We start from the raw sequence: 19,811 nt of genomic DNA, 5'->3' as shown, positions 1-19,811 counted from the left end.
ACACCTCTGGCACCGTGCGGTTTAGGCTAGCCAGGTCAGAAAATTCAATGTTTTATTAACATGCTTGCAACCGTGAGGGGGATCACGTTTAATAGCCACGCTCTTTTTCTTTCCTGAAACTCACTATGATTGTTCGTCCTAAACAGCACTGGTTACAACTCATCTTTGTCTGGCATGGCTCGGTACTGCCTAAAATCTATACCCGCTTGCTACTCAACTTTTTGCTTTCTATCGCCGTGATCCTAATGCTGCCGTGGTACACGTCCCTTGGCATCAAATTTACCGTTGCGCCATTTAGCATTCTCGGTGTGGCGATCGCTATCTTTCTCGGTTTCCGAAACAACGCCTGCTATTCCCGCTACGTTGAGGCGCGCCAGCTTTGGGGGCAACTGATGATAGCGGCACGCTCTCTGTTTCGCGAGGTAAAAAACACCTTGCCGGACGATAAACATCTTGGCGAGTTTGTCCGCCTGCAGATTGCCTTTGCCAACTGTTTGCGCATGACCCTGCGCCGGGAAACGAACGCCGAACAACTTTCCCGTTATCTTACGGAAGATGATTTACGCAAGGTGATGAACGCCAACTCGCCGGCGAACCGTATTTTACTGATCATGGGGGAGTGGCTTGCCGTCAGGCGTCGCAATGGCGAGCTCTCAGATATCCTGTTCCACAGTCTCAACAACCGGCTGAACGACATGTCCATCGTCCTGTCGGGTTGCGAGCGTATTTTGACGACACCCGTACCGTTTGCTTACACGCTGATCCTTCATCGTACGGTGTATCTGTTCTGCATCATGCTGCCGTTCGCGCTGGTCGTCGATCTGCACTACATGACGCCTTTCGTGTCGGCGCTGATTTCTTACACCTTTATCTCGCTGGATACGCTGGCGGAAGAGCTGGAAGACCCGTTTGGTACCGAAGATAACGACCTGCCGCTGGACGCCATCTGCAACATGATGGAACGTGACCTGTTGCAGATGAACGATGAAGAAGAGATCCCCGAAAGACTGTTACCGGATAAATATTATCAACTGACCTGACGGGCATTCCATTCGTCACGGGTGATTTCCCACAGTTCGGAGTCCAGTATGCCGCTGACGTACGCTTTCTTTTCTGTCCTGATAAGCCGCATGCCGCTACTGTCTGAAATACGACGGGAGCGGCTGTTAGCAGCCGCTTTTGGCGCACGCAACACCGGCTTGTTCAGGGTGTTAAACCAATAATCCGTCGCCGCAATACTGGCCTCACGCATGTATCCCTTACCCTGAAACTCCGGCGCCAGCCAGAACCCACGGTTATTATCTTCAATATCGTACAGGCAGATAATCCCCATCAGCTCATCCGGCACCTCGCGACGTCGAATACTCCAGAACCAGGCAATGCCTTTTTCCATATCCGGCAGCGCAACGTTATTAACATAATACTCCGCGCCGTTATCCGGGTAGGGCCAGGGCACTGAGGAGACCATATAGCGAACGATTTCCCAGCGTGGATAAAGCCGCTGTATCTGGACGGCATCTTCCGCGACCAGGGGAATGAGTAACAGGCGGTCTGTCGTTAGCGTCGGTATTGTCATCCGTGGTTCTCCCTGTTTAAGCGTTATGTTTTTGTTCACCTTCTGATATTTTCATCTCTATCACATTCTTTTTCGGTGTGCTGGAATTCTTTACTACCAATAACTGCTTTTAAAAGGCTTTCGATTTGTAATATGAGGAATATATGGCTGTTACGGTAAGAGCTTTACGCGCAGAAGATTATTCCCAGTGGCGTCCGCTGTGGGACGGCTACACCCATTTTTATGACTGTGTCCTCGATGAGTCCGTGACCGCCGCGACATGGCAAAGGGCGCTCGACGAGCGATCATCGATGTTTTGCCGGGTTGCGGAAAGCGACGGCAGCGTCATCGGCTTCGCCATGTGTATTTTGCACGAAGGAACCTGGTCGACAGCGCCCGTTTGTTATCTGGAAGACCTGTTTGTTGCAGCCAGCCAACGGGGAGCAGGGACCGGAAAAGCGCTCATTGACGCCCTGATGGACGAAGGCAAGCGCGAAGGGTGGTCGAAACTTTACTGGGTCACGCGGCAGAACAACCCAGCACGTAAACTCTACGACCAATATGGCGAAGCCGACGATTACGTTCGTTATCGCGTCTCGCTTTAAGACGCAATGACCTGTGTTTGTATCACATTGTACCAACGCCTCTGATACATACACAGGCTTGCAATAAAGGCCCATTCGCACATATCCGCTATACAAACCGATGTTGTTATATCCCCGTGAATCGTACTCAATCGGAGATAACAACATGTTCAGCAAACTCGCATACTCAACTCTGGCGTTAACCGTTTCTCTTGGTACCGTCATGTCCTGTCAGGCCGAAGCAACCGGTACTGATTTCACGACGGCGTTTGATCATCCTCAGCAGATTAACGCCGGCGACCTTAACGTCGGTTATGTCGACATCGGCCCGAAAAATGGTCAACCGATCATTTTATTACACGGCTGGCCCTACGATATTCATAGTTATGCGCAAGTTGCTCCCGCACTGGCTGCCAAAGGATATCGGGTGATTGTGCCTTCTCTGCGTGGCTACGGAACTACCCGTTTCCTCTCAGACAAAACGCCGCGTAACGGCCAGCCTTCGGCCATGGCGAAAGACGTTGTGAACCTGATGGATGCCCTGAACATCAAGCAGGCCGTTTTTGCAGGATACGACTGGGGTGCCCGTACGGCGGACATCGTCGCGGCGCTGTGGCCAGAACGCGTTAAATCGCTGGTCTCCGTCAGTGGATACCTGATCAGCAGCCAGCAGATTGGCAAACAACCCTTACCGCCGAAAGCAGAAGTTCAGTGGTGGTATCAGTTCTATTTCGCCACCGAACGTGGCGCTGAAGGCTACGCCAAAAACACCCATGACTTCGCCCGTTTGATCTGGTCGCAGGCATCACCTGACTGGAAATTTAGCGATGCAACGTTTAACGCCAGTGCCAAATCCCTTGATAACCCGGACCATGTCGCGGTGACGCTCAGTAACTATCGCTGGCGTTTAGGGCTGGAAAAAGGGGAGCGCAAATACGACAGTTATGAGCAAAAACTGGCAACGCTTCCGAATATTACCGTCCCGACGATCACCATTGAAGGCGGAAACAACGGGGCGCCGCATCCTGCTCCACAGGCCTACGCCGGGAAGTTCACCGGCAAGTATGAACACCGTACCTTTGGCAAAACCGTAGGTCACAACCCACCACAGGAAGATCCGCAGGATTTCGTCAACGCAGTTGTGGACGCAGATAAACTCTGAAATGTGCTATTTTCAATACGTTACCCTTCAGTCTGGAGATTTCTGTGGAGCATATTGATCATATCCTTGTCGTCGATGACGACAGGGATATTCGTGAGCTGATTGTCGATTACCTCGTTAAGTCCGGATATCGCGCCTCTGGCGCGGCAAATGGCAAAGAGATGCGAGTTGTGCTTGATAAACAGCATATCGATCTTGTGGTGCTGGATGTCATGATGCCCGGCGATGACGGATTAACGCTGTGTCGTCAGCTCCGAAGCGGTAAACATAAAGACTTGCCCATTCTGATGCTCACGGCGCGTAACGAGGAAACAGACCGGATCCTGGGGCTGGAGATGGGGGCAGACGATTATGTCGTGAAGCCTTTTGTTGCACGCGAGTTACTCGCGCGGATCAAAGCCATTTTACGTCGTTTCCGCACAATGCCCCCTAATTTACAGGTGACGGAAGCCGGACGACTGGTCACGTTCGGAGAATGGCAACTGGACACCGTGGCCCGTCATTTAATCGACAGTGAAGGGATGGTGGTGGCGCTCAGCGGGGCGGAATATCGTCTGCTGCGCGTGTTCCTCGATCACCCTCAGCGCGTCCTGACCCGGGATCAACTGCTAAATTTGACCCAGGGGCGCGATGCCGAGCTTTTTGAACGATCGATTGATCTGCTGGTGAGCCGGGTGCGTCAGCGTCTGAATGAAGACGCCCGCACGCCGGCCTATATCAAGACTGTGCGCAGTGAAGGTTATGTCTTTACAATGCCGGTGACCATAAAAGAGGCCAATGAATGACGCTTTGGCCACGCTCGTTGCTGTCCCGGCTGTTGGTCATCGTGCTGGCTGGACTCTTACTGGCCAATACTCTCAGCCTGACGCTGGTGATGGTTGAACGCATGCACAGCGCCCGCACCGTAATGCTGGGTAATCTGGAAAACGATGTAGCCACTAGCGTGGCCATTCTTGACCGGCTTCCCGCCCAGGAGCGGGCGGCCTGGCTGCCGCGGCTGGAGCGCGGTAACTATCGCTATATTCTTGGGCCTGGAGAACCGGGCGCACCGCCTGAGGATAAGCGTTCACGCGATGCCATTCGAACGCTAAAAGAGACCCTTACGGCTGACTACCCGCTCACGTTTACCGCCGTTCCCGGTCCCATTTCCCATATTCAGGCGCATCTCACCTTACGGGATGGCGCACCGTTGACCATCGATCTGACACCACGCATGCCGCCGGTCGCCAGCTGGTTACCTGTCGTGCTGGTATTGCAGCTGCTGCTGCTTGCGGCCTGTGCCTGGATCGCCGTGCGTCAGGTGATTCGGCCTTTTTCTCAGTTTACCCGTGCAGTTGACGCGCTGGACCCGGCGGCAAACACACCAATGACGGAGAAGGGGCCGGTAGAAGTGCAAAGAGCCGCGCATGCCTTTAACGCGATGCAGGCGCGCATTCAATCCTATCTTCGCGAACGCGCGCAGATCCTGGCATCCATTTCTCACGACCTGCAGACGCCCATCACGCGCATGAAATTGCGCGTCGAGATGGCCGATCAACCCGAGTTACGCGACAAGTTATTGAACGACCTCGATAACATGACCCGTCTGGTGCGGGAGGGGATTGCCTATGCCCGGTCATCAGAATCCCTGGAAGAGACCTCGCTAAAGCTGGAGCTCAATGCCTGGGTAAACAGTATTGCCTGTGATTATCAGGACATTGGTAAAAACGTGCAGTTTCAGGCAAACGACGCCCGCCTGCCGATAGTGACTCGGCCGCAGGCGCTTCGCCGGGTGATGACCAACCTCCTGGATAACGCGCTTAAGTTTGGTGGCTATGCCGTTATTGAGATTGATGATTCTTCTGCCGGACACATTGCTATCCATATTCTGGACGGCGGGCCGGGGATACCCGAGGCTGAACTCGACGCGGTATTACAGCCTTTTTATCGGGTAGAAACATCGCGTAACCGTGATACCGGCGGAACCGGCCTGGGGCTGGCGATTGCCGCGCAGCTGACCGCGCAGCTTGACGGGAAACTGCGGCTGGCAAATCTTCCTGAAGGCGGGCTGAAGGTCACGGTAACGCTGCCGCGTCGCTAATTGTACGGTTTTGTATCCGGTTGCGTGACCGATACGAGAGCAGACAAATCGTCCCGTTTTGCACACATCCCAAACACATCCGTCCGATGAAATACCCTCACTGCAGCGTCGCAGGCCATCTGTAATGTGAGGTTTTTATGTTTTTGATAATCGCGTTTCTGGGCGGGATGATAAGCCTGTTCAGTCCATGTACGCTCCCGGTGATACCTCTTCTGTTTGCCGGTTTTCAGGGGCAGCGAAGACATATCCTGGCTCTGCTGGCAGGGATGATCGTGATGTTTACCGTGGTGGCGATGGTTGTCACGGTTGCCAGTGAATGGATCACGGATGCCACGATAATAGGGCGCTGGCTGGCACTCATTATTCTGGCTACAGCCGCGCTGGCCTTAATTTTCCCGTCCTTCGCCCAGCGCATAGCCGGGCCTGCGGTCAGCGCGGGCAATATCCTCAATACCCGCAGCGGACAAACGCGCGGAATGTTTTCCGCTTTCCTGGCCGGACTTGCCGTCGGTCTGCTCTGGTCTCCCTGTGCCGGACCGATCCTCGGGGCTATTTTCAGTATCAATATTGCGGGTCATTCGGCCATCACCACCGGCGCGCTGTTGGCGGCGTATGGCAGCGGATGTGCGCTTATGCTGGGCCTGCTTATGGCCGGCGGTCGGAAACTGATGGCACCGCTGCGAGCCAAATCAGCGCTGATGGAAAGGATGCGCAAGGGGGCGGGCGTGGTGATGTTAGCGGCTGTGGCGTTCAACGCCACGGGGATGAACTCGGTGCTGAAAGGTGCAAATGGGGTGGCAGACCGTCTTGAAACGACGCTGTTAACCCTGGCGAAGCCCGCCACTGCGCCAGTAAAACTGCAGCCGGTCGTCATGACCGAACCCAGCAGTCAGTTGCCTTCGTTAAGTGGCGGAACCGGGTGGATTAATGGTGACCCTGTCACGTCTGAATCATTGCGAGGTAAAGTCGTCCTGATTGATTTCTGGACCTGGGACTGCATCAACTGCCAGCATACGCTCCCGCATGTCCGCGACTGGGCCACACGATATCAGTCCCAGGGTCTGGTGGTCATCGGCGTGCATACGCCTGAATATCCGTGGGAAAAACCGCTCTCGTCGGTGAAAAACGCGGTGAACAAATGGCAACTGCCGTATCGGGTCGTGACGGATAATAACTACCAGATCTGGAACGCCTTCGGGAACCAGTACTGGCCGGCACATTACTATTTCGATGCCAAAGGGCAGTTACGTTATACCTCTTTTGGCGAAGGTAACTATGAAGAACAGGAAAAAGTTATCCAGCAGCTGCTTAAAGAGGCCCGCTCATAACGTTGCTCAGGGCTGACGTTGAGCAATGATAAACAACCGTGGAAAAGCCAGCAGTATCTGCCCGTTTTCCTGGAGCGGATACTGCTCTTCCAGCATTTCATGGTAGCGTTTGAGAAAACGTTTCTGCTCGCTCTCATTAAGCTCCTGCAGCCACGGACGTAAACCGGTTGCGCTTACCCAGTCAATAATGGCCTGGTGTGAGCTCATTTTATGGAAATAGGTTGTCCGCCAGATATCCACATCACAACCGGCGTCTGTCAGAATGTCGTAATAGGCATGCACGCCGGGTAAGGCTTCACGCCCCCGGTCGGGATAGCCTTGTTCCCAGGCAACTTCACGCATCGCCACATGAGTGGGCTCAAGCCAGTTGTCAGGCATCTGAATGGCCAATACGCCATTTAACGTGAGCAGAGAGACCAGGTGCGGCAGGAGATCGTAGTGGTCGGGCACCCACTGCAACGAGGCATTGGCGTAAATCAGGCTCAGCGGCTGGCCGGGCTTAAACTGGCGGATATCGGCCTCAACAAAGTGGCAATCCGGTAAGGCGCTGCGGGCTTCGTCGAGCATCGCAGGTGAGTTATCGACCCCTGTGACGTGCGCTGAAGGCCAGCGATGTTTTAACAGCGCCGTACTGTTTCCAGGCCCGCAGCCCAGATCGACGATGGATGACACGTCATCCAGGGGAATTCTGGCGAGCAATTCAGCGGCGGGGCGCGTACGTTCGGCTCCGTATCGCAGGTACAGGGAAGGGTTCCAGTCGGCCATCTTTGCATCTCCGTTGTGCATGCTTCAGCAAGAATAGCACACGCAGACACCTGCACTGCGGCAGGTGTCTGTCCTGCGGCAATTACAGAATGCCTTTCAGGGCAACATGATAAAGCAGCATGATGGTTTTCCCGTCGACAATCCTGCCCGTTTCAATGCCGCGCAGTGTCTCTTCCAGCGTCATTTCCAGTACGTCAATATCCTCACCCTCCGCTTTGAGTCCACCCCCTTCACTGGTTCTGTCTTTCGGCTGGTATTCGGCGAGATAAAAATAGAGTTTTTCAGTGACGGAGCCCGGGCTCATGTAAGCTTCAAAAATTTTCTCAACGCGGGAAACGCTATAGCCGGTCTCTTCTTCCGCTTCTGCTTTAATCCGGCTTTCCGGATCCATGTTATCGAGCAAGCCCGCAGCAGCTTCAATAAGGTCATCTTCGTGCCCGTTAATAAAGACAGGGAAGCGGAACTGCCGGGTCAGGATCACCGTCTTTTTATCCCGGTTATAAAGCAGGATGGTGGCTCCGTTTCCCCGGTCGTAAACTTCGCGATTTTGCCGCTGCCATTCGCCATCGCGTCGCTGCAGATCAAAGGTAAATTTTTTCAGGATGTACCAGTTATCAGACAGTGTTTCACTTTCTATGATGCGTACATCTGCACGTTTTGATTGCACGTTTGTTCCTCCTTACGTAGAGTAATTATCATAAACAGCATTGTCGTGCAGTTTCAAGATTAAACGTGCAATATCAGGAATTCCTTATGCTCACAACGCAGCGAAAACAATTGATCCTTGAAAAGCTCGAGACTGAAGGTCAGGTCCAGTCGAAAGCGCTCAGCACGCTTTTCGCGGTGTCTGAAGACACCATTCGGCGCGATTTACGCGAGCTGGCGGCAGAAGGGCGTTTACAGCGTGTTCACGGCGGGGCGCTGCCGTCATCCTCGGCCATTGCCCCGTTTGCTGAGCGTAAATCGGTAAAGATGGATGCCAAGAAAAATGTCGCCCGTAAAGGTGCGCAGCTGATTTCTGAGGGCCAGGTGGTGATCATTGACGGCGGCACGACCACGTCAGAGCTGATTACGTTTCTGCCTCCTGATTTGAAGATAACCGTGGTCACGCACAGCCCAGGCATTGCGCTGGGACTTGTCGAACATCCCTCCATTGAGGTTATCCTGATCGGTGGCCGTCTGTATAAACACTCTATTGTTGCGGTCGGCGCGGCTGCTATCGAAGGCATCGAAAAAATCCATGCGGACCTGTTCTTTATGGGAGTGACCGGCATCCATCCTGATGCGGGCCTGACGACCGGTGATTTTGAAGAGGCGAGTATCAAACGTGCATTTTCCGGCAGAGCCGCCGAAACGGTTGTGCTGGCTTCCCCCGAAAAAATCAATACCGCGTCATCTTTTGTGATTGGCGATCTGTCGCTGGTGAACACGATTGTCGTTGAAGACGATACCGATAGCGCCTGGATTAACGCGGTAAAAGAAAAGGGGGTTTCCGTGGTGATGACCTCTGAACCGGAAAAGGCATAACCCACGCGAAAAGCCTTTATGATCCGGCCTGTCGGTAAGCCGACAGGCTGGCAGGCAACATCAAACCTGAGGGATATCCTCAAGCGCAGTGTAAATCTTAAGCCCCAGCGTTTGCGCCACCTCTATGTCCATATCGGCCCCTTTGGACGCGCCGGCAATCCGGTAGAGAGCATCACATTTTGCAATGAGCCGGTGCGCGACGGGATACAACATTGCTTCACTGATTTCATCACCCATCGATTTCGAGCCAGCCGCTTTTGCCAACGGTAAGGCCAGCCATTCGCCAATAACCGGAACGTGGCCACGTTGATAGACGGCTAACGCCGCATTTTCAAGACGAGCAAGGTTTTCATCAATACACGCCTGCACGCCATCGGTGCCGCTACGATAGGGGCCGGCGATTAAAATCAACTGTTGTGTCATATCAACCTCAGTAAGTAAAAATGCATGAGTTTGCACGTTTGTGCGTCTTTTGTTTCTGGCTTCATATTAATCGCCAGTTTCGTGCAATTTCAAGCAATATTGTGCATTATGGTTTTTTTAAGACAGTTGCAGAAGAGTAGAGCTGGTCTATGCTCAAAAAGCAGAGATCAACCATTCTCTGGGCGTATTGAAAAATAACAATAATCTTGCGTTTCAGGGGGTGGAAATGAAGAGGATCCTGCTCGTTACAGTGTCATGCTTGCTCTCGGTAATCTCCTTGCTCAGCGTAGCCGCAGAGCCGCGCCAGGAGCCGACAGATCGGGAGCGCGCCAGAACGGTTTATATTTTCCATCAGCCGATTGTTATGCTGCAGGCAAAATTCGGTCTGACCACGCCTGAAGAGCGAGTTTTGCGCATTCGTAATACGCTGCGCAATTTCTCTCAACAGGATGTTCGGGAGCCCCTGAAAATTATTCCGGTTACCCGTTACAACCAACCGGGAAGAATGATTGTGATGAACGGCAAGCCGGTGATGTTACTGGCACAAGCCGATCTCGATGAGGGCGACGACCTGACGCTTGATGAGGCAGCTCAACGTGTGCTGACCCGAATGGAGGCACAACGTACGGCGCTTCGCGATCAATATGACGCCGGGTGGCTGGCATTATCGGCAGGCAAAACGGCCGCAGGGCTGCTGGCACTGTTTGTTTTCTGGTACGGTGCCTGGCGGTCATGGCGTGGAGTAAGGCGTTTTTACCGAGGCCGCATTCTTGAGAACCGCAGTATCATTCCACAAAGCTGGCGCAGGTTTGTCGGCGCGATTGAGACTCGTTTGTATGCTTTGCTGATGATTATTCTGGGTATTCTCGGGCTTTATATCTGGCTAAGTTGGTCATTCAGTCTGTTTCCCTGGACGCGCGTTTGGGGGTCATCGCTGGGTGACTGGACCATGCGTGTTCTGCGGGATATCGCACTGTCCATTGTCTCGGCTATGCCGGGCATTTTGATCGTCCTGATTATTTTTCTTATCACAGCCTTCATTCTAAAACTCCTTAAAGTCTTGTTAAATCAGGTAGAAGCAGGGCGTTTACACCTTCCCGGGATCCATCCTGAAACCGTCGGCGCGACGCGGAAGTTAATTTCTGTAGTGGTGTGGTTATTTGCTCTGTCCGCGGCATACCCGTTTTTACCCGGGGCCAATTCACTGGCCTTTAAAGGTATCAGTGTGTTCTTTGGGCTAATGTTGACCCTGGGATCTGCCGGGGTGATGAACCATGCCATGAGTGGCCTGGTACTGATTTACTCGAGAGCCTTGAGAAAAGGCGACATCATTCGGGTCGCGGATAACGAAGGGTTAGTTACCGAGATAGGTATGCTCGCGACGAAAATCATTACGCGGGAGAATTACGTTGTAACCGTACCGAATGCTGTCGTAGTTAGCGGCAAAATCACTAATCTCAGCGCGCAAAATCCAGATGGTGGCGTGAACCTGACGACAGGTGTCACTATCGGATACGACACGCCATGGCGGCAAGTTCATGCCATGCTGGAGATTGCCGCCAGACGGGCGAAATGTATCGATCAGTCACAACAGCCGCTGGTAAGACAATTGAGTTTGATGGACTGGTATATTGCTTATGAACTTCAGGTGAAGCTGCGTGCCGGGCAATCACTGGCGGAGGCCCGCAATGAACTGCACAGCAATATTCAGGATGTCTTTAACGAGTTTAATGTACAAATCATGTCGCCAAACTTTGTGATGCAACCAGAAGGCGCGGTCGTCGTGACGGAAGATAACTGGTATGCAGCGCCGGCAGAGAAGCCAGAGAATAAACAGCGTGAGTGAAGATGGCTATGCAGGTTTAGAGGATTCGGAGCAGATAAGGTGCATTAGAGGCTGTCAAACACCAGAACAAGGATGACCACAAAAAGCCAGATTCTGCCTTAATCCATGTAAGTGCGCATAATGTATATTATGTTAAATATGGTGGGTTTGTTCTTAAGTTCATGAGTTCCTCTCTTTCAGGAACTTACAGATGAATCAGTCAGTTGCCAAAGTTTAGTTGTGGACTTACGATGGCTTCATAACGCAAAAATTACGGGGCATCCGCTAAGTTCATGGCATATTCCATCTTACATTTATCGAGGAACAACCAGAGAACTCATCTCATAGTTGATGATGTGACTACCCTACCGGTCATGTTCGCCACAATTTATGGAATGAATGAACTGAGCAAGAAACATCTGGGGACTCAAGAAAACATTCTGTGTTCGCTGCGTTTTTTTTACGTCTATTACTTTAAGAAGCACAAACGAACATTTGACTACGATTTCTATCGGTCTGGCTACAATATCTCCTGTTTTATCAGGGAGCTTGATGGCTTCTTTACTTACCTGCTCGGGAAGCAGCACCTGAGTGACGAGACCGACATAATCTCTACCGGTTTTTTACATTCTGCACTCTCCAGAACCAACAAGTCCACCTATGGTAACCACGTCAGAAACGTTGGCCGATTCCTTAAGTATCTCAACTATAGATATATGAATCTGGCATACCAGGATATGTCACCTGTTGAAGCTCACCAGATTAACCAGGCGAACCACAGAGATCTCGCTGACAGAATTAAGGTCTTCAACAGAGTTGAAGTATCTAGGAACGAACCCGCACACCGATACAAAAGTATCACCAGTCAGCAAAGTGTCGAACTAACGAACATGTTAATCCCCTCCACTCCTGAATTTTCAGATATCGAGACCGGCGAATTATTCACGGCCGTGGTTAATCCCCAAAACCCATTCGATTCAGGATTTCAACAATACCGTAACTACCTTATCCACCGGTTAATGTTTAACTATGGCTTACGTGTTGGTGAAGTTCAATTGTTGTTGAAGGATTGCGTGGGGCCAACCCTTCCAGACTCACGAGGTAACATTCGTTTCATCCTGATTGTACAAAATCTACCAGATGATGTAGTTGATCCAAGGAAACAACAACCTTCACTCAAGACTGAGCATTCACAGCGACAAATCGAACTGACCGAAGATGACTTCATTATGTTTACCATTTATATGGAGCAATATCGGTCCCCATTATTTGAAGAGAAAAAAATTGATGACCATGAATTTGTTTTTATTAAAGGCTCAGGTAGGTTAACTCCATTAACTTACGATGCAATTAGAACATTTTATAAGGAAAAAATTGATCCGGCATTCATTGCCCTATTCCCTCATTATCGTGCGAAAAGTAATAAGATTATTAATAATATGGTTAATATAACACCACACGTTGGGCGACATACTTGGGCTAACATCACTCTTGAGTTTATTTACAATAGTCTCCTGAGTGAATCACTAATACTGGCGCAAGACTATGGTATTCGAGCAAGAATGAATGGAGTACTTGAACCAGCTATTGAACAACTTCGTGCTTTAGGCGGCTGGTCACTGACCAGTAAAGTTCCATTAAGATATGCCAAGCGGTTTATTGAAGTGGTGAGTAACCAGAGCAACTATAAGCGTACGAAACATTCAGATATGCATTTAGCTTCCCCAGGAACAAACATTTCGCAAACAAAAACCTACAACTTGCTAGAAGATAATGTTTATGACGAAGACTTCACATTCAAAGATCTATTCAACTGAGAGCGATATCACCGGGGGCGATTTATTTAAAATCTCTCCCCTTCACTTTAAAAAAGAACAGCTTGAATGGATTGAAAATATTCAGCTCCCTACACGATTGTTTTTAATAAATGCAACAGAATTTGATGACCGATATTTATATCTACATGATGATTGGCGATACAGATTCTCAGGTAATAATGTGGCTATATTATTCTCTACTGGTAAATACTTTTGTGATTTATCACCAGTTTCACTCAAGCTCTTGAAATACTTAACGATCGCGTACATTAATGAGAACTCGGCAAGTGTTGCTGATAAATTTGCTCAGTTTGTCGCAACAACTTTCAAACAAATTGAGGTTATCACTCGCGAAAGCCTTATTGAAAAAATGCAAATGCTGGTTGCGAAGACTGAGCGAAATCACTCAGACAGCAGTCAGTTCTATTACACCCTCTATGCGTTACGAAAACTTGATCGTAGTGGATTCTTCGAAAGTAAGGATGACAGTAATGAGCTGGAAGATCTATTGCTGGAAGTGCCACGCCCTAGGAACAATAACTGGGCTCGCTACCAAAACCTAGACCTCGTTATACCAGAAGAAGTATGCCTAATGATAGAAAATGGCATTCAACGTTGGGCATCTAAACTATGTCCAAAAATTGATGTTGAAGAAAATAAAAACATTCATCTGGAAACTGTAAAGAAAACCATTAAAATTGATACATTACGGGACTGCATTATTATTGGCATAGTATATTACATTGGGGCCAGACCTGTACAGATCGGTAAACTTTCCGGAGGCGATTTTATCGTTGATACCGAGAATAAGTACGGGATGCGTTATTCAGTACTTGTGCCATATGCCAAAAAGTCAAAACTAACTATCGATCGAGTTCGAGTTGCAATTCCGGAAGAACTTGGAAAGTTAATCTTACTGTATAAGTACCTAGTTGGAATTGGTGATACCGACCCAATGTTTTCCATCATAGTATCTTCAATGAAGATGGTGGAAGCGTCATTAAAGAAAATGCTTTTCAGATTTTCACCACAGGAGATTCAGGAGGCAGTAAAAAACGATGATTATCAACTACCTGTATATACCGCAAGCCTCTTTCGTCACAACGTTGGTCACTCAATGGCAATGAGTGGTGCCAGTGCTCCTGAGATAGCTTATATATTGGGTCAATCCTCTTATGTTGTTGCAGATCGATACATTGCAGCCACCCCTGAGATGGCTGATATTCGTGAGGCAGCTTTGGGTCGCAACCCTGTGTTTAAGAACATGATGGCACTCATGTTGACTGGGAATTTGGTTCACAGCAGCGAATGGGAAGGCCGCAATGTTGCAGGGTCAATTGGTGGGCAACTTCATTACCATCTCGGTGGATGTAATTATGAAGAAGACATGTGCCCCTTTGCACAGGGTCGTGGATGTTACGGCTGCCTGTATTTCAAACCATTTATAGATGGAAACCACAAAAAAGTATTTCTTTCTCTGAATGATGAAATCCAAAATGTCCGTGATGTTGCCGATGATGCTGGCGTTTTAAATCATCCACTTCTCAAGGAATTAGTGCGGCTGAAACAGCATGTAAATCAGGTTATGGCTCGCATTGAAATGGCAAACGTTCGGAGGGCTATTTAGACAATGACTACGCAAATAACAATACTTAATAAACAGGCGGATAATCTTCTTATTTATATAGAGAAATATAAAGCAAAATTTGAAGAGCGTCTTGTTGCCTACAATGCCGTTGGGCAATTGGAGTGGAATGCCGGTTCCTGGCATTTTGGTGAGAAAGGTGTTGCATGGCTTAAAGAAACAAAAGATCGCGGCTTTAAGTGGGACGAAGTTTCTAGTCGTGTTAAGGGGCTCTCACAAATGAATATTTCTTCGGAGTTTCAGGATTTTATGCGAGCTTATCACATGCATCTGGTGTGTATCACTGGCGGATTACCATCAGGTTCTACACTAGACAAACCATTACAGGTGATGAAGCGCTGGTATTGGGAAATGGTAAATAAAACAAGTCAAACGCACCCAATGTATCTGACTTCCGATATTATTCATGCAGCGATGGAGCGGCATCATGAGAATTCTGACAGTCCTGATAATGTCAGTGACTATTGCGATATTGCAGTAAGGGCCATTGCTTTACTACGTCAATATGATCTTTTCTTAGTTAATATTGAAGTCAAAAATAAGTATCCTTGTCGAAATGGTTCTAACAGCACTAAAGAAAGGAAGAAAGCGCAAGAAGCCACCCCTGAGCAAACTGATGATGAAAGACTCATATCAATCCGTGCATTTATGTGTGTTATTGAGTTGATCGCTTTAGCTGAGAATAGTTATCAGCGTATCTTTTACAATATGTTATTACTCACAATTATTTGCGGTTTCCGTTTCCAAGAAATAATGTTGCTGAAAATGACTTCTTTGGTTAAGCGAGAAATCACGGATAAAGAAAAACGTCAGCACGCAATAGATCAAGACTGGCCTACTTACAGGTTGGGTATTGAGTATCTTGGTGCGAAAAAGGCTGGATGGCGGATCCATTGGCTGGCGCCAAGCACTTATTCTGTCGTTGAGATGATTTATAAATCTGTTCAAGAATTGACCTTGGGGTTTCGTAAAACGATTCAGGGCTTCAGAGATTCTAATTTCACTAACCTGCTCCCAGATAAGATCGCTGATTATCCTGATGAATGGATTGAGCAAAATTATCTTGAAGACATCATGTTTAGTGGTTCTGGTGGCTCTAGGAATGATCTTGGAAAGAGTATTCGGAATTCCATTGCGAACTTTAGTGGACATAAACCTAGAGTCTGTACATAAATTTGTGTAATTGCCTGATTTTGATATGTTCAATCCAACATCAAAAGCAGGTTAATTTATGGACGAAAAACAGTTGCAGGCTCTGGCTAACGAACTGGCCAAAAATCTCAAAACCCCTGACGATCTCAACCAGTTCGATCGCCTGCTGAAGAAAATCAGCGTTGAGGCGGCTCTCAACGCCGAAATGTCCCACCATCTGGGCTACGATAAAAATCAGCCCAAACTGGGGGCTAATTCCCGTAACGGCTATTCCACAAAGACCGTTACCACCGGCGATGGCCCTCTGGAACTACGTACCCCACGCGATCGTGATGGCTCCTTCGAACCCCAACTGGTGAAGAAAAACCAGACCCGCATTACCGGCATGGATAACCAGATTTTATCGTTGTATGCCAAAGGGATGACCACACGCGAGATCGCCGCCGCGTTCAAAGAGTTGTATGACGCGGATGTCTCACCCGCGCTGGTCTCAAAGGTCACCGATGCGGTCATGGAGCAGGTTGTCGAATGGCAAAATCGTCCGCTGGATGCAGTCTATCCCATTGTTTATCTTGACTGTATCGTCCTGAAAGTCCGACAGGATAGTCGTGTCATCAATAAATCAGTGTTCCTGGCGCTGGGCATTAATATCGAAGGCCAGAAAGAGTTGCTGGGGATGTGGCTGGCCGAAAATGAAGGGGCGAAGTTCTGGCTGAATGTGCTGACAGAATTGAAGAATCGTGGCCTGAACGATATCCTCATTGCCTGCGTTGACGGCCTGAAAGGTTTCCCGGACGCCATCAACGCGGTGTATCCGGAGGCCCGCATCCAGCTGTGCATCGTGCATATGGTGCGCAACAGCCTGCGGTTCGTCTCCTGGAAGGACTACAAAGCCGTCACCCGCGACCTGAAAGCGATTTACCAGGCACCGACGGAAGAAGCAGGCCAGCAGGCGCTGGAAGCGTTCGCCGCAGCCTGGGACAGCCGCTATCCGCAGATAAGCCGAAGCTGGCAGGCAAACTGGGCCAACCTGGCGACGTTCTTCGCTTACCCGGCAGACATCCGCAAAGTCATCTACACCACCAACGCCATAGAATCACTGAACAGCGTGATCCGGCATGCTATCAAAAAGCGTAAGGTGTTCCCGACGGACGACGCGGTGAAAAAGGTGGTGTGGCTGGCAATCCAGGCGGCCTCACAGAAATGGACGATGCCGCTGAGGGACTGGCGTATGGCAATGAGCCGCTTTATTATCGAGTTCGGTGACCGCCTGGACGGTCACTTCTGAGAAAAGGCATTTACACAGAATCGTGTACAGGGTCCAAGAAAATGCTTCCTAAAAATTTCAGTGAATATGTCTGCTTCACGCCCTGAGACATTCGACAAGCTTTTTATGGCTTCAGTAAGGGCGAGTGTCTCGCTTCGAGAGCCAGCAAATATTTCGCTTCGTCATAACAGGTTCTGGCCTTCCAGCAGCGGTAAATGATCCTTATCCATTTGAACGCCAGTGCCCGGATCGCAGACTGATGAGATTTGCCCTTTTCTCTAAGGCCCTGATAATACAGTTTGGCCCAGTATGATGAATTAACCGTCTTGGCAGCCCATTCAACAAAGGTCTGCCTGACGAACTTGGCACATTGCCATCGCCAGTGAACCCAGGATTTTTGGCCGCTTCGTTCGGTCACCGGTGCTATACCTGCGTAGTTTTGAATTTCTTCAGCGCTGTTAAACCGGTCACGGTTATCACCAAGTGCAGCAAGCATCCGTGGGCCCATGCACGGTCCCATGCCCGGAAGTGATTTGAACAGCCCCGCATCTGGCAATGTGTCAAACAGCGTTTCGATTCGTTCGTCATAGGTTTTGATGATTTCACTCACGACTTTAATTTGTGTCGCCAGTGCTGCTGCCATCAAAGCATTAGCCTCTATAACACTCGGGTCTGTAGTCAATGGGATCGCATTATCAATACTCGCAACACGTTGCTCGGTAAGGGCCATAGCGCGACCACCTTTGGCATTCAGAAAGTTGCGGATCGTGTCGCGTCTGGCTCGTTTCAGTTGTTGCAGACTGGGCCACCGGATAATCAGCTCACACAACAGTAAGCTACCCCGATGTGAGAACCACTCCAGTGGCTGAGGATAATACTGTTTAAGCGTATTGATTATCCGGTTCACAAAGCGTCGTTTATCTTCAACCAACTGACGACGTTGCTCAACCAGTTGCTGAAGTAAGCGAATATCCGCATTGTCGGGTTCAATAGCTTTTATCTTCTGGGGGTAACGCAGCATTAACTCTAATGCCAGCTCGGCATCCTGCGGATCATCTTTAGCGCCGCTGGGCGAGAAGGCTTGCCGATAACGAGCCAGGGACAATGCGTGGACGGGGAAAACGGTGATAAAGGGGTATTTTTGAAGAGCATATACCACGGGGCCCTTCTTCAGTTCGAGAGCTATTGCGATTCTACCTTTTACTTTCTGGTGTAACTCAGTAAGCCAGGCATCAAGCGCTTCTGCTGTATGTTCAATCACATCGAATACGCGTTCACCGTTTTTAAACTGAACACAGACATCGTGTTTTTTATCAGCCCAGTCCAGACCAACGTGCGCAGCAAATTGATTAGTCACAGTCATCACCAACTCCTTTTTATCGGGGATTGGTATGCATTCCACGCTCTTCGAAAGAAATATAGCCAGCAGTTTATCTGCATGCCCTGAGTATTCGTTAGCGAACGTGGAGCACCTACTGGCTCGAAAGAAAAGCGGCGATCATCACATGATTCTCGCTCAATATTCGTAACCAGTAAGCGCATACCCTGAATCACTTCAAAGTGTAATTCTCAGGGTACGAATGACTATAGATCGCTCATAACGGACTGCGCTCACTTATTGCAGTGAGCGTTACCTTGTGTTTAATGCCAGCCTGGTATAGTCAGGTTGACAGTACCGGTTTCAGGTCTTCGTCATTAAAAACGGTTCCGGTCTTCAGGACGCCATAACACCAGTGCACCAGTTTCCGCATCAGCGCGCCAATGGCCACCATTTTAGGTTTACCCCGCAGGCACATCTCATCGTAAATATTACGCATTCGCTTATTGTAGATTTTTCCGCACAGGGCGGACATGTAAAGCTTCGCTCTCAACTGAGGGGGGCCGATTTTCGACATCCGCGGCCGGCGCCGGACCGATGTGCCTGAGCGTTTCTCGATCGGCACCACGCCCAGAAAGGCGGCAGCCTGCTCAGCCGATACAAAGTTATGGCTGCGAAGCACGACCAGCATATGCATCCCCAGCTGGGGACCAACCGATTTAATTGAGGTCAGCAGTGTATAATCACGCCTCAGTGCAGGGCTGGCTTTGATATGTGCTTTTATCTGCCGCTCGATATTACTTACCTCCTCGCGCAGAAGCTGCGCCATACGCCTGCAGGAACTGATAATATCTGCAGGTGTGTCTGTCGACAGGTATTTTTCCAGCCTGTTCTCCTCACGCAGGGCATCACCCAGCAGAACATCCCGCCGTCGCAGGAGTGCACCGAGATATCTGATTTCGGGTGCCGGCGGCTCCCAGCGGTGTGGCTTCTTAAGGAATGCGTAACAGGCCAGCATATACGCATCCACCTTATCTGTTTTTGTCATGATTCCCATGCCACGCGCAAACTCCCGACTACGGTGAGGGTTGGCCAGAGAAACCCGGAAACCGGCATCATGTAATTCAGTGGCCAGCCGTTCGTGATAAACACCGGTAGCTTCCATTACCACATGAACATCTTCCGGACTGCAATGTTGAAGCCTGAGCCAGCGAAGAATATTTTCAACTGAATGTCTGTTATTCTGGATGTTACGGGTTTTTATGCGTCCTTTGATACCGTCATAAAGCATGCAAAGATCCAGGTTTTTTTTACTTACGTCAATGCCGACTGGAAACATGGTCAAACTCCTCTCACATAAACC

General features: G+C 49.7%; 18 protein-coding genes. 12 read left to right on the top strand and 6 right to left on the bottom strand.

Going from position 1 to position 19,811, the window contains the following annotated elements:
* Positions 1 to 125: 125 nt before the first annotated feature.
* A complete protein-coding gene (locus HV157_RS01935; RefSeq protein WP_032681009.1) occupies positions 126 to 1,040 on the top strand; it encodes a bestrophin family protein in 915 nt (304 codons plus the stop codon).
* Here HV157_RS01935 and HV157_RS01930 read toward each other — a convergent pair.
* On the bottom strand, positions 1,028 to 1,576 hold the full coding sequence (locus HV157_RS01930; RefSeq protein ID WP_182268579.1) for a GNAT family N-acetyltransferase: 549 nt from the start codon (positions 1,574 to 1,576) through the stop codon (positions 1,028 to 1,030). The genes HV157_RS01935 and HV157_RS01930 overlap by 13 nt on opposite strands.
* 143 nt (positions 1,577 to 1,719) lie before the next feature.
* Here HV157_RS01930 and HV157_RS01925 point away from each other — a divergent pair, with 143 nt between their 5' ends.
* The 5 genes from HV157_RS01925 to HV157_RS01905 all read left to right on the top strand — a co-directional run bounded on the left by HV157_RS01925 (position 1,720) and on the right by HV157_RS01905 (position 6,709).
* Positions 1,720 to 2,160, top strand: coding sequence for a GNAT family N-acetyltransferase (locus HV157_RS01925; protein ID WP_047356495.1), 441 nt, complete (start codon positions 1,720 to 1,722; stop codon positions 2,158 to 2,160).
* 145 nt (positions 2,161 to 2,305) lie between these two features.
* Positions 2,306 to 3,301: an alpha/beta hydrolase gene (locus HV157_RS01920; protein WP_040017481.1), complete on the top strand. Its 996-nt coding sequence runs from the start codon at positions 2,306 to 2,308 to the stop codon at positions 3,299 to 3,301.
* Between the two features lie 44 nt (positions 3,302 to 3,345).
* Positions 3,346 to 4,086 (top strand): response regulator, encoded by a 741-nt coding sequence (locus tag HV157_RS01915; RefSeq protein WP_025204193.1) that lies wholly within the window; start codon positions 3,346 to 3,348, stop codon positions 4,084 to 4,086.
* Positions 4,083 to 5,381 carry an ATP-binding protein gene (locus HV157_RS01910; RefSeq protein WP_025204192.1) on the top strand — a complete coding sequence of 433 codons (1,299 nt, stop codon included), beginning with the start codon at positions 4,083 to 4,085 and terminating at the stop codon, positions 5,379 to 5,381. The genes HV157_RS01915 and HV157_RS01910 overlap by 4 nt, the downstream gene beginning before the upstream one ends.
* Positions 5,382 to 5,518: 137 nt before the next feature.
* Entirely contained in the window at positions 5,519 to 6,709 is a 1,191-nt protein-coding gene (locus tag HV157_RS01905) for a cytochrome c biogenesis protein/redoxin (protein WP_182268580.1), read from the top strand.
* A gap of 6 nt (positions 6,710 to 6,715) precedes the next feature.
* Here the strand turns inward: HV157_RS01905 and tam are convergent, their stop codons facing one another.
* Together tam and HV157_RS01895 are read right to left on the bottom strand one after the other, a co-directional pair.
* Positions 6,716 to 7,474 carry a trans-aconitate 2-methyltransferase gene (gene tam, locus HV157_RS01900; RefSeq protein WP_020884139.1) on the bottom strand — a complete coding sequence of 253 codons (759 nt, stop codon included), beginning with the start codon at positions 7,472 to 7,474 and terminating at the stop codon, positions 6,716 to 6,718.
* Positions 7,475 to 7,556: 82 nt separating this feature from the next.
* Entirely contained in the window at positions 7,557 to 8,141 is a 585-nt protein-coding gene (locus tag HV157_RS01895) for an NUDIX domain-containing protein (RefSeq protein ID WP_182268581.1), read from the bottom strand.
* Between the two features lie 86 nt (positions 8,142 to 8,227).
* Here HV157_RS01895 and HV157_RS01890 point away from each other — a divergent pair, with 86 nt between their 5' ends.
* On the top strand, positions 8,228 to 9,001 hold the full coding sequence (locus HV157_RS01890; RefSeq protein WP_182268582.1) for a DeoR/GlpR family DNA-binding transcription regulator: 774 nt from the start codon (positions 8,228 to 8,230) through the stop codon (positions 8,999 to 9,001).
* Between the two features lie 60 nt (positions 9,002 to 9,061).
* Here the strand turns inward: HV157_RS01890 and HV157_RS01885 are convergent, their stop codons facing one another.
* Positions 9,062 to 9,424, bottom strand: a complete 363-nt coding sequence (locus HV157_RS01885; protein WP_182268583.1) for a DUF4406 domain-containing protein — start codon at positions 9,422 to 9,424, stop codon at positions 9,062 to 9,064.
* A gap of 226 nt (positions 9,425 to 9,650) precedes the next feature.
* Here HV157_RS01885 and HV157_RS01880 point away from each other — a divergent pair, with 226 nt between their 5' ends.
* The 5 genes from HV157_RS01880 to HV157_RS01860 all read left to right on the top strand — a co-directional run bounded on the left by HV157_RS01880 (position 9,651) and on the right by HV157_RS01860 (position 17,151).
* A complete protein-coding gene (locus tag HV157_RS01880) occupies positions 9,651 to 11,270 on the top strand; it encodes a mechanosensitive ion channel domain-containing protein (protein ID WP_182268584.1) in 1,620 nt (539 codons plus the stop codon).
* Between the two features lie 716 nt (positions 11,271 to 11,986).
* Positions 11,987 to 13,066 carry a site-specific integrase gene (locus HV157_RS01875; protein ID WP_233100389.1) on the top strand — a complete coding sequence of 360 codons (1,080 nt, stop codon included), beginning with the start codon at positions 11,987 to 11,989 and terminating at the stop codon, positions 13,064 to 13,066.
* Positions 13,029 to 14,693 (top strand): site-specific integrase, encoded by a 1,665-nt coding sequence (locus tag HV157_RS01870; protein WP_115258508.1) that lies wholly within the window; start codon positions 13,029 to 13,031, stop codon positions 14,691 to 14,693. The genes HV157_RS01875 and HV157_RS01870 overlap by 38 nt, the downstream gene beginning before the upstream one ends.
* A 3-nt stretch (positions 14,694 to 14,696) precedes the next feature.
* On the top strand, positions 14,697 to 15,884 hold the full coding sequence (locus HV157_RS01865; RefSeq protein ID WP_249420783.1) for a hypothetical protein: 1,188 nt from the start codon (positions 14,697 to 14,699) through the stop codon (positions 15,882 to 15,884).
* 58 nt (positions 15,885 to 15,942) lie between these two features.
* Positions 15,943 to 17,151, top strand: coding sequence for an IS256 family transposase (locus HV157_RS01860; RefSeq protein ID WP_015386429.1), 1,209 nt, complete (start codon positions 15,943 to 15,945; stop codon positions 17,149 to 17,151).
* A gap of 103 nt (positions 17,152 to 17,254) precedes the next feature.
* Here the strand turns inward: HV157_RS01860 and HV157_RS01855 are convergent, their stop codons facing one another.
* Together HV157_RS01855 and HV157_RS01850 are read right to left on the bottom strand one after the other, a co-directional pair.
* The gene (locus HV157_RS01855) at positions 17,255 to 18,493 is read right to left on the bottom strand and encodes an IS110-like element ISEsa2 family transposase (protein ID WP_000219087.1); all 1,239 of its coding nucleotides are present in this window, start codon (positions 18,491 to 18,493) and stop codon (positions 17,255 to 17,257) included.
* A 298-nt stretch (positions 18,494 to 18,791) separates the two neighbouring features.
* A complete protein-coding gene (locus tag HV157_RS01850; RefSeq protein WP_001515743.1) occupies positions 18,792 to 19,787 on the bottom strand; it encodes an IS110 family transposase in 996 nt (331 codons plus the stop codon).
* Positions 19,788 to 19,811 lie beyond the last annotated feature (24 nt).

Source organism: Enterobacter sp. RHBSTW-00318 (assembly GCF_014101375.1).
GTDB classification, from domain to species: Bacteria; Pseudomonadota; Gammaproteobacteria; order Enterobacterales; family Enterobacteriaceae; genus Enterobacter; species Enterobacter ludwigii.
Note: the sequence above shows the minus strand (reverse complement) of the source record. Positions and strands in the feature narration are given on the sequence as shown.

Coding starts and splice junctions, on each gene's coding strand:
- HV157_RS01935 (WP_032681009.1), top strand. CDS start 126: ATGATTGTTCGTCCTAAACAGCACTGGTTACAACTCATCTTTGTCTGG.
- HV157_RS01930 (WP_182268579.1), bottom strand. CDS start 1,576: ATGACAATACCGACGCTAACGACAGACCGCCTGTTACTCATTCCCCTG.
- HV157_RS01925 (WP_047356495.1), top strand. CDS start 1,720: ATGGCTGTTACGGTAAGAGCTTTACGCGCAGAAGATTATTCCCAGTGG.
- HV157_RS01920 (WP_040017481.1), top strand. CDS start 2,306: ATGTTCAGCAAACTCGCATACTCAACTCTGGCGTTAACCGTTTCTCTT.
- HV157_RS01910 (WP_025204192.1), top strand. CDS start 4,083: ATGACGCTTTGGCCACGCTCGTTGCTGTCCCGGCTGTTGGTCATCGTG.
- HV157_RS01905 (WP_182268580.1), top strand. CDS start 5,519: ATGTTTTTGATAATCGCGTTTCTGGGCGGGATGATAAGCCTGTTCAGT.
- tam (WP_020884139.1), bottom strand. CDS start 7,474: ATGGCCGACTGGAACCCTTCCCTGTACCTGCGATACGGAGCCGAACGT.
- HV157_RS01890 (WP_182268582.1), top strand. CDS start 8,228: ATGCTCACAACGCAGCGAAAACAATTGATCCTTGAAAAGCTCGAGACT.
- HV157_RS01885 (WP_182268583.1), bottom strand. CDS start 9,424: ATGACACAACAGTTGATTTTAATCGCCGGCCCCTATCGTAGCGGCACC.
- HV157_RS01880 (WP_182268584.1), top strand. CDS start 9,651: ATGAAGAGGATCCTGCTCGTTACAGTGTCATGCTTGCTCTCGGTAATC.
- HV157_RS01875 (WP_233100389.1), top strand. CDS start 11,987: ATGTCACCTGTTGAAGCTCACCAGATTAACCAGGCGAACCACAGAGAT.
- HV157_RS01870 (WP_115258508.1), top strand. CDS start 13,029: ATGACGAAGACTTCACATTCAAAGATCTATTCAACTGAGAGCGATATC.
- HV157_RS01865 (WP_249420783.1), top strand. CDS start 14,697: ATGACTACGCAAATAACAATACTTAATAAACAGGCGGATAATCTTCTT.
- HV157_RS01860 (WP_015386429.1), top strand. CDS start 15,943: ATGGACGAAAAACAGTTGCAGGCTCTGGCTAACGAACTGGCCAAAAAT.
- HV157_RS01855 (WP_000219087.1), bottom strand. CDS start 18,493: ATGACTGTGACTAATCAATTTGCTGCGCACGTTGGTCTGGACTGGGCT.
- HV157_RS01850 (WP_001515743.1), bottom strand. CDS start 19,787: ATGTTTCCAGTCGGCATTGACGTAAGTAAAAAAAACCTGGATCTTTGC.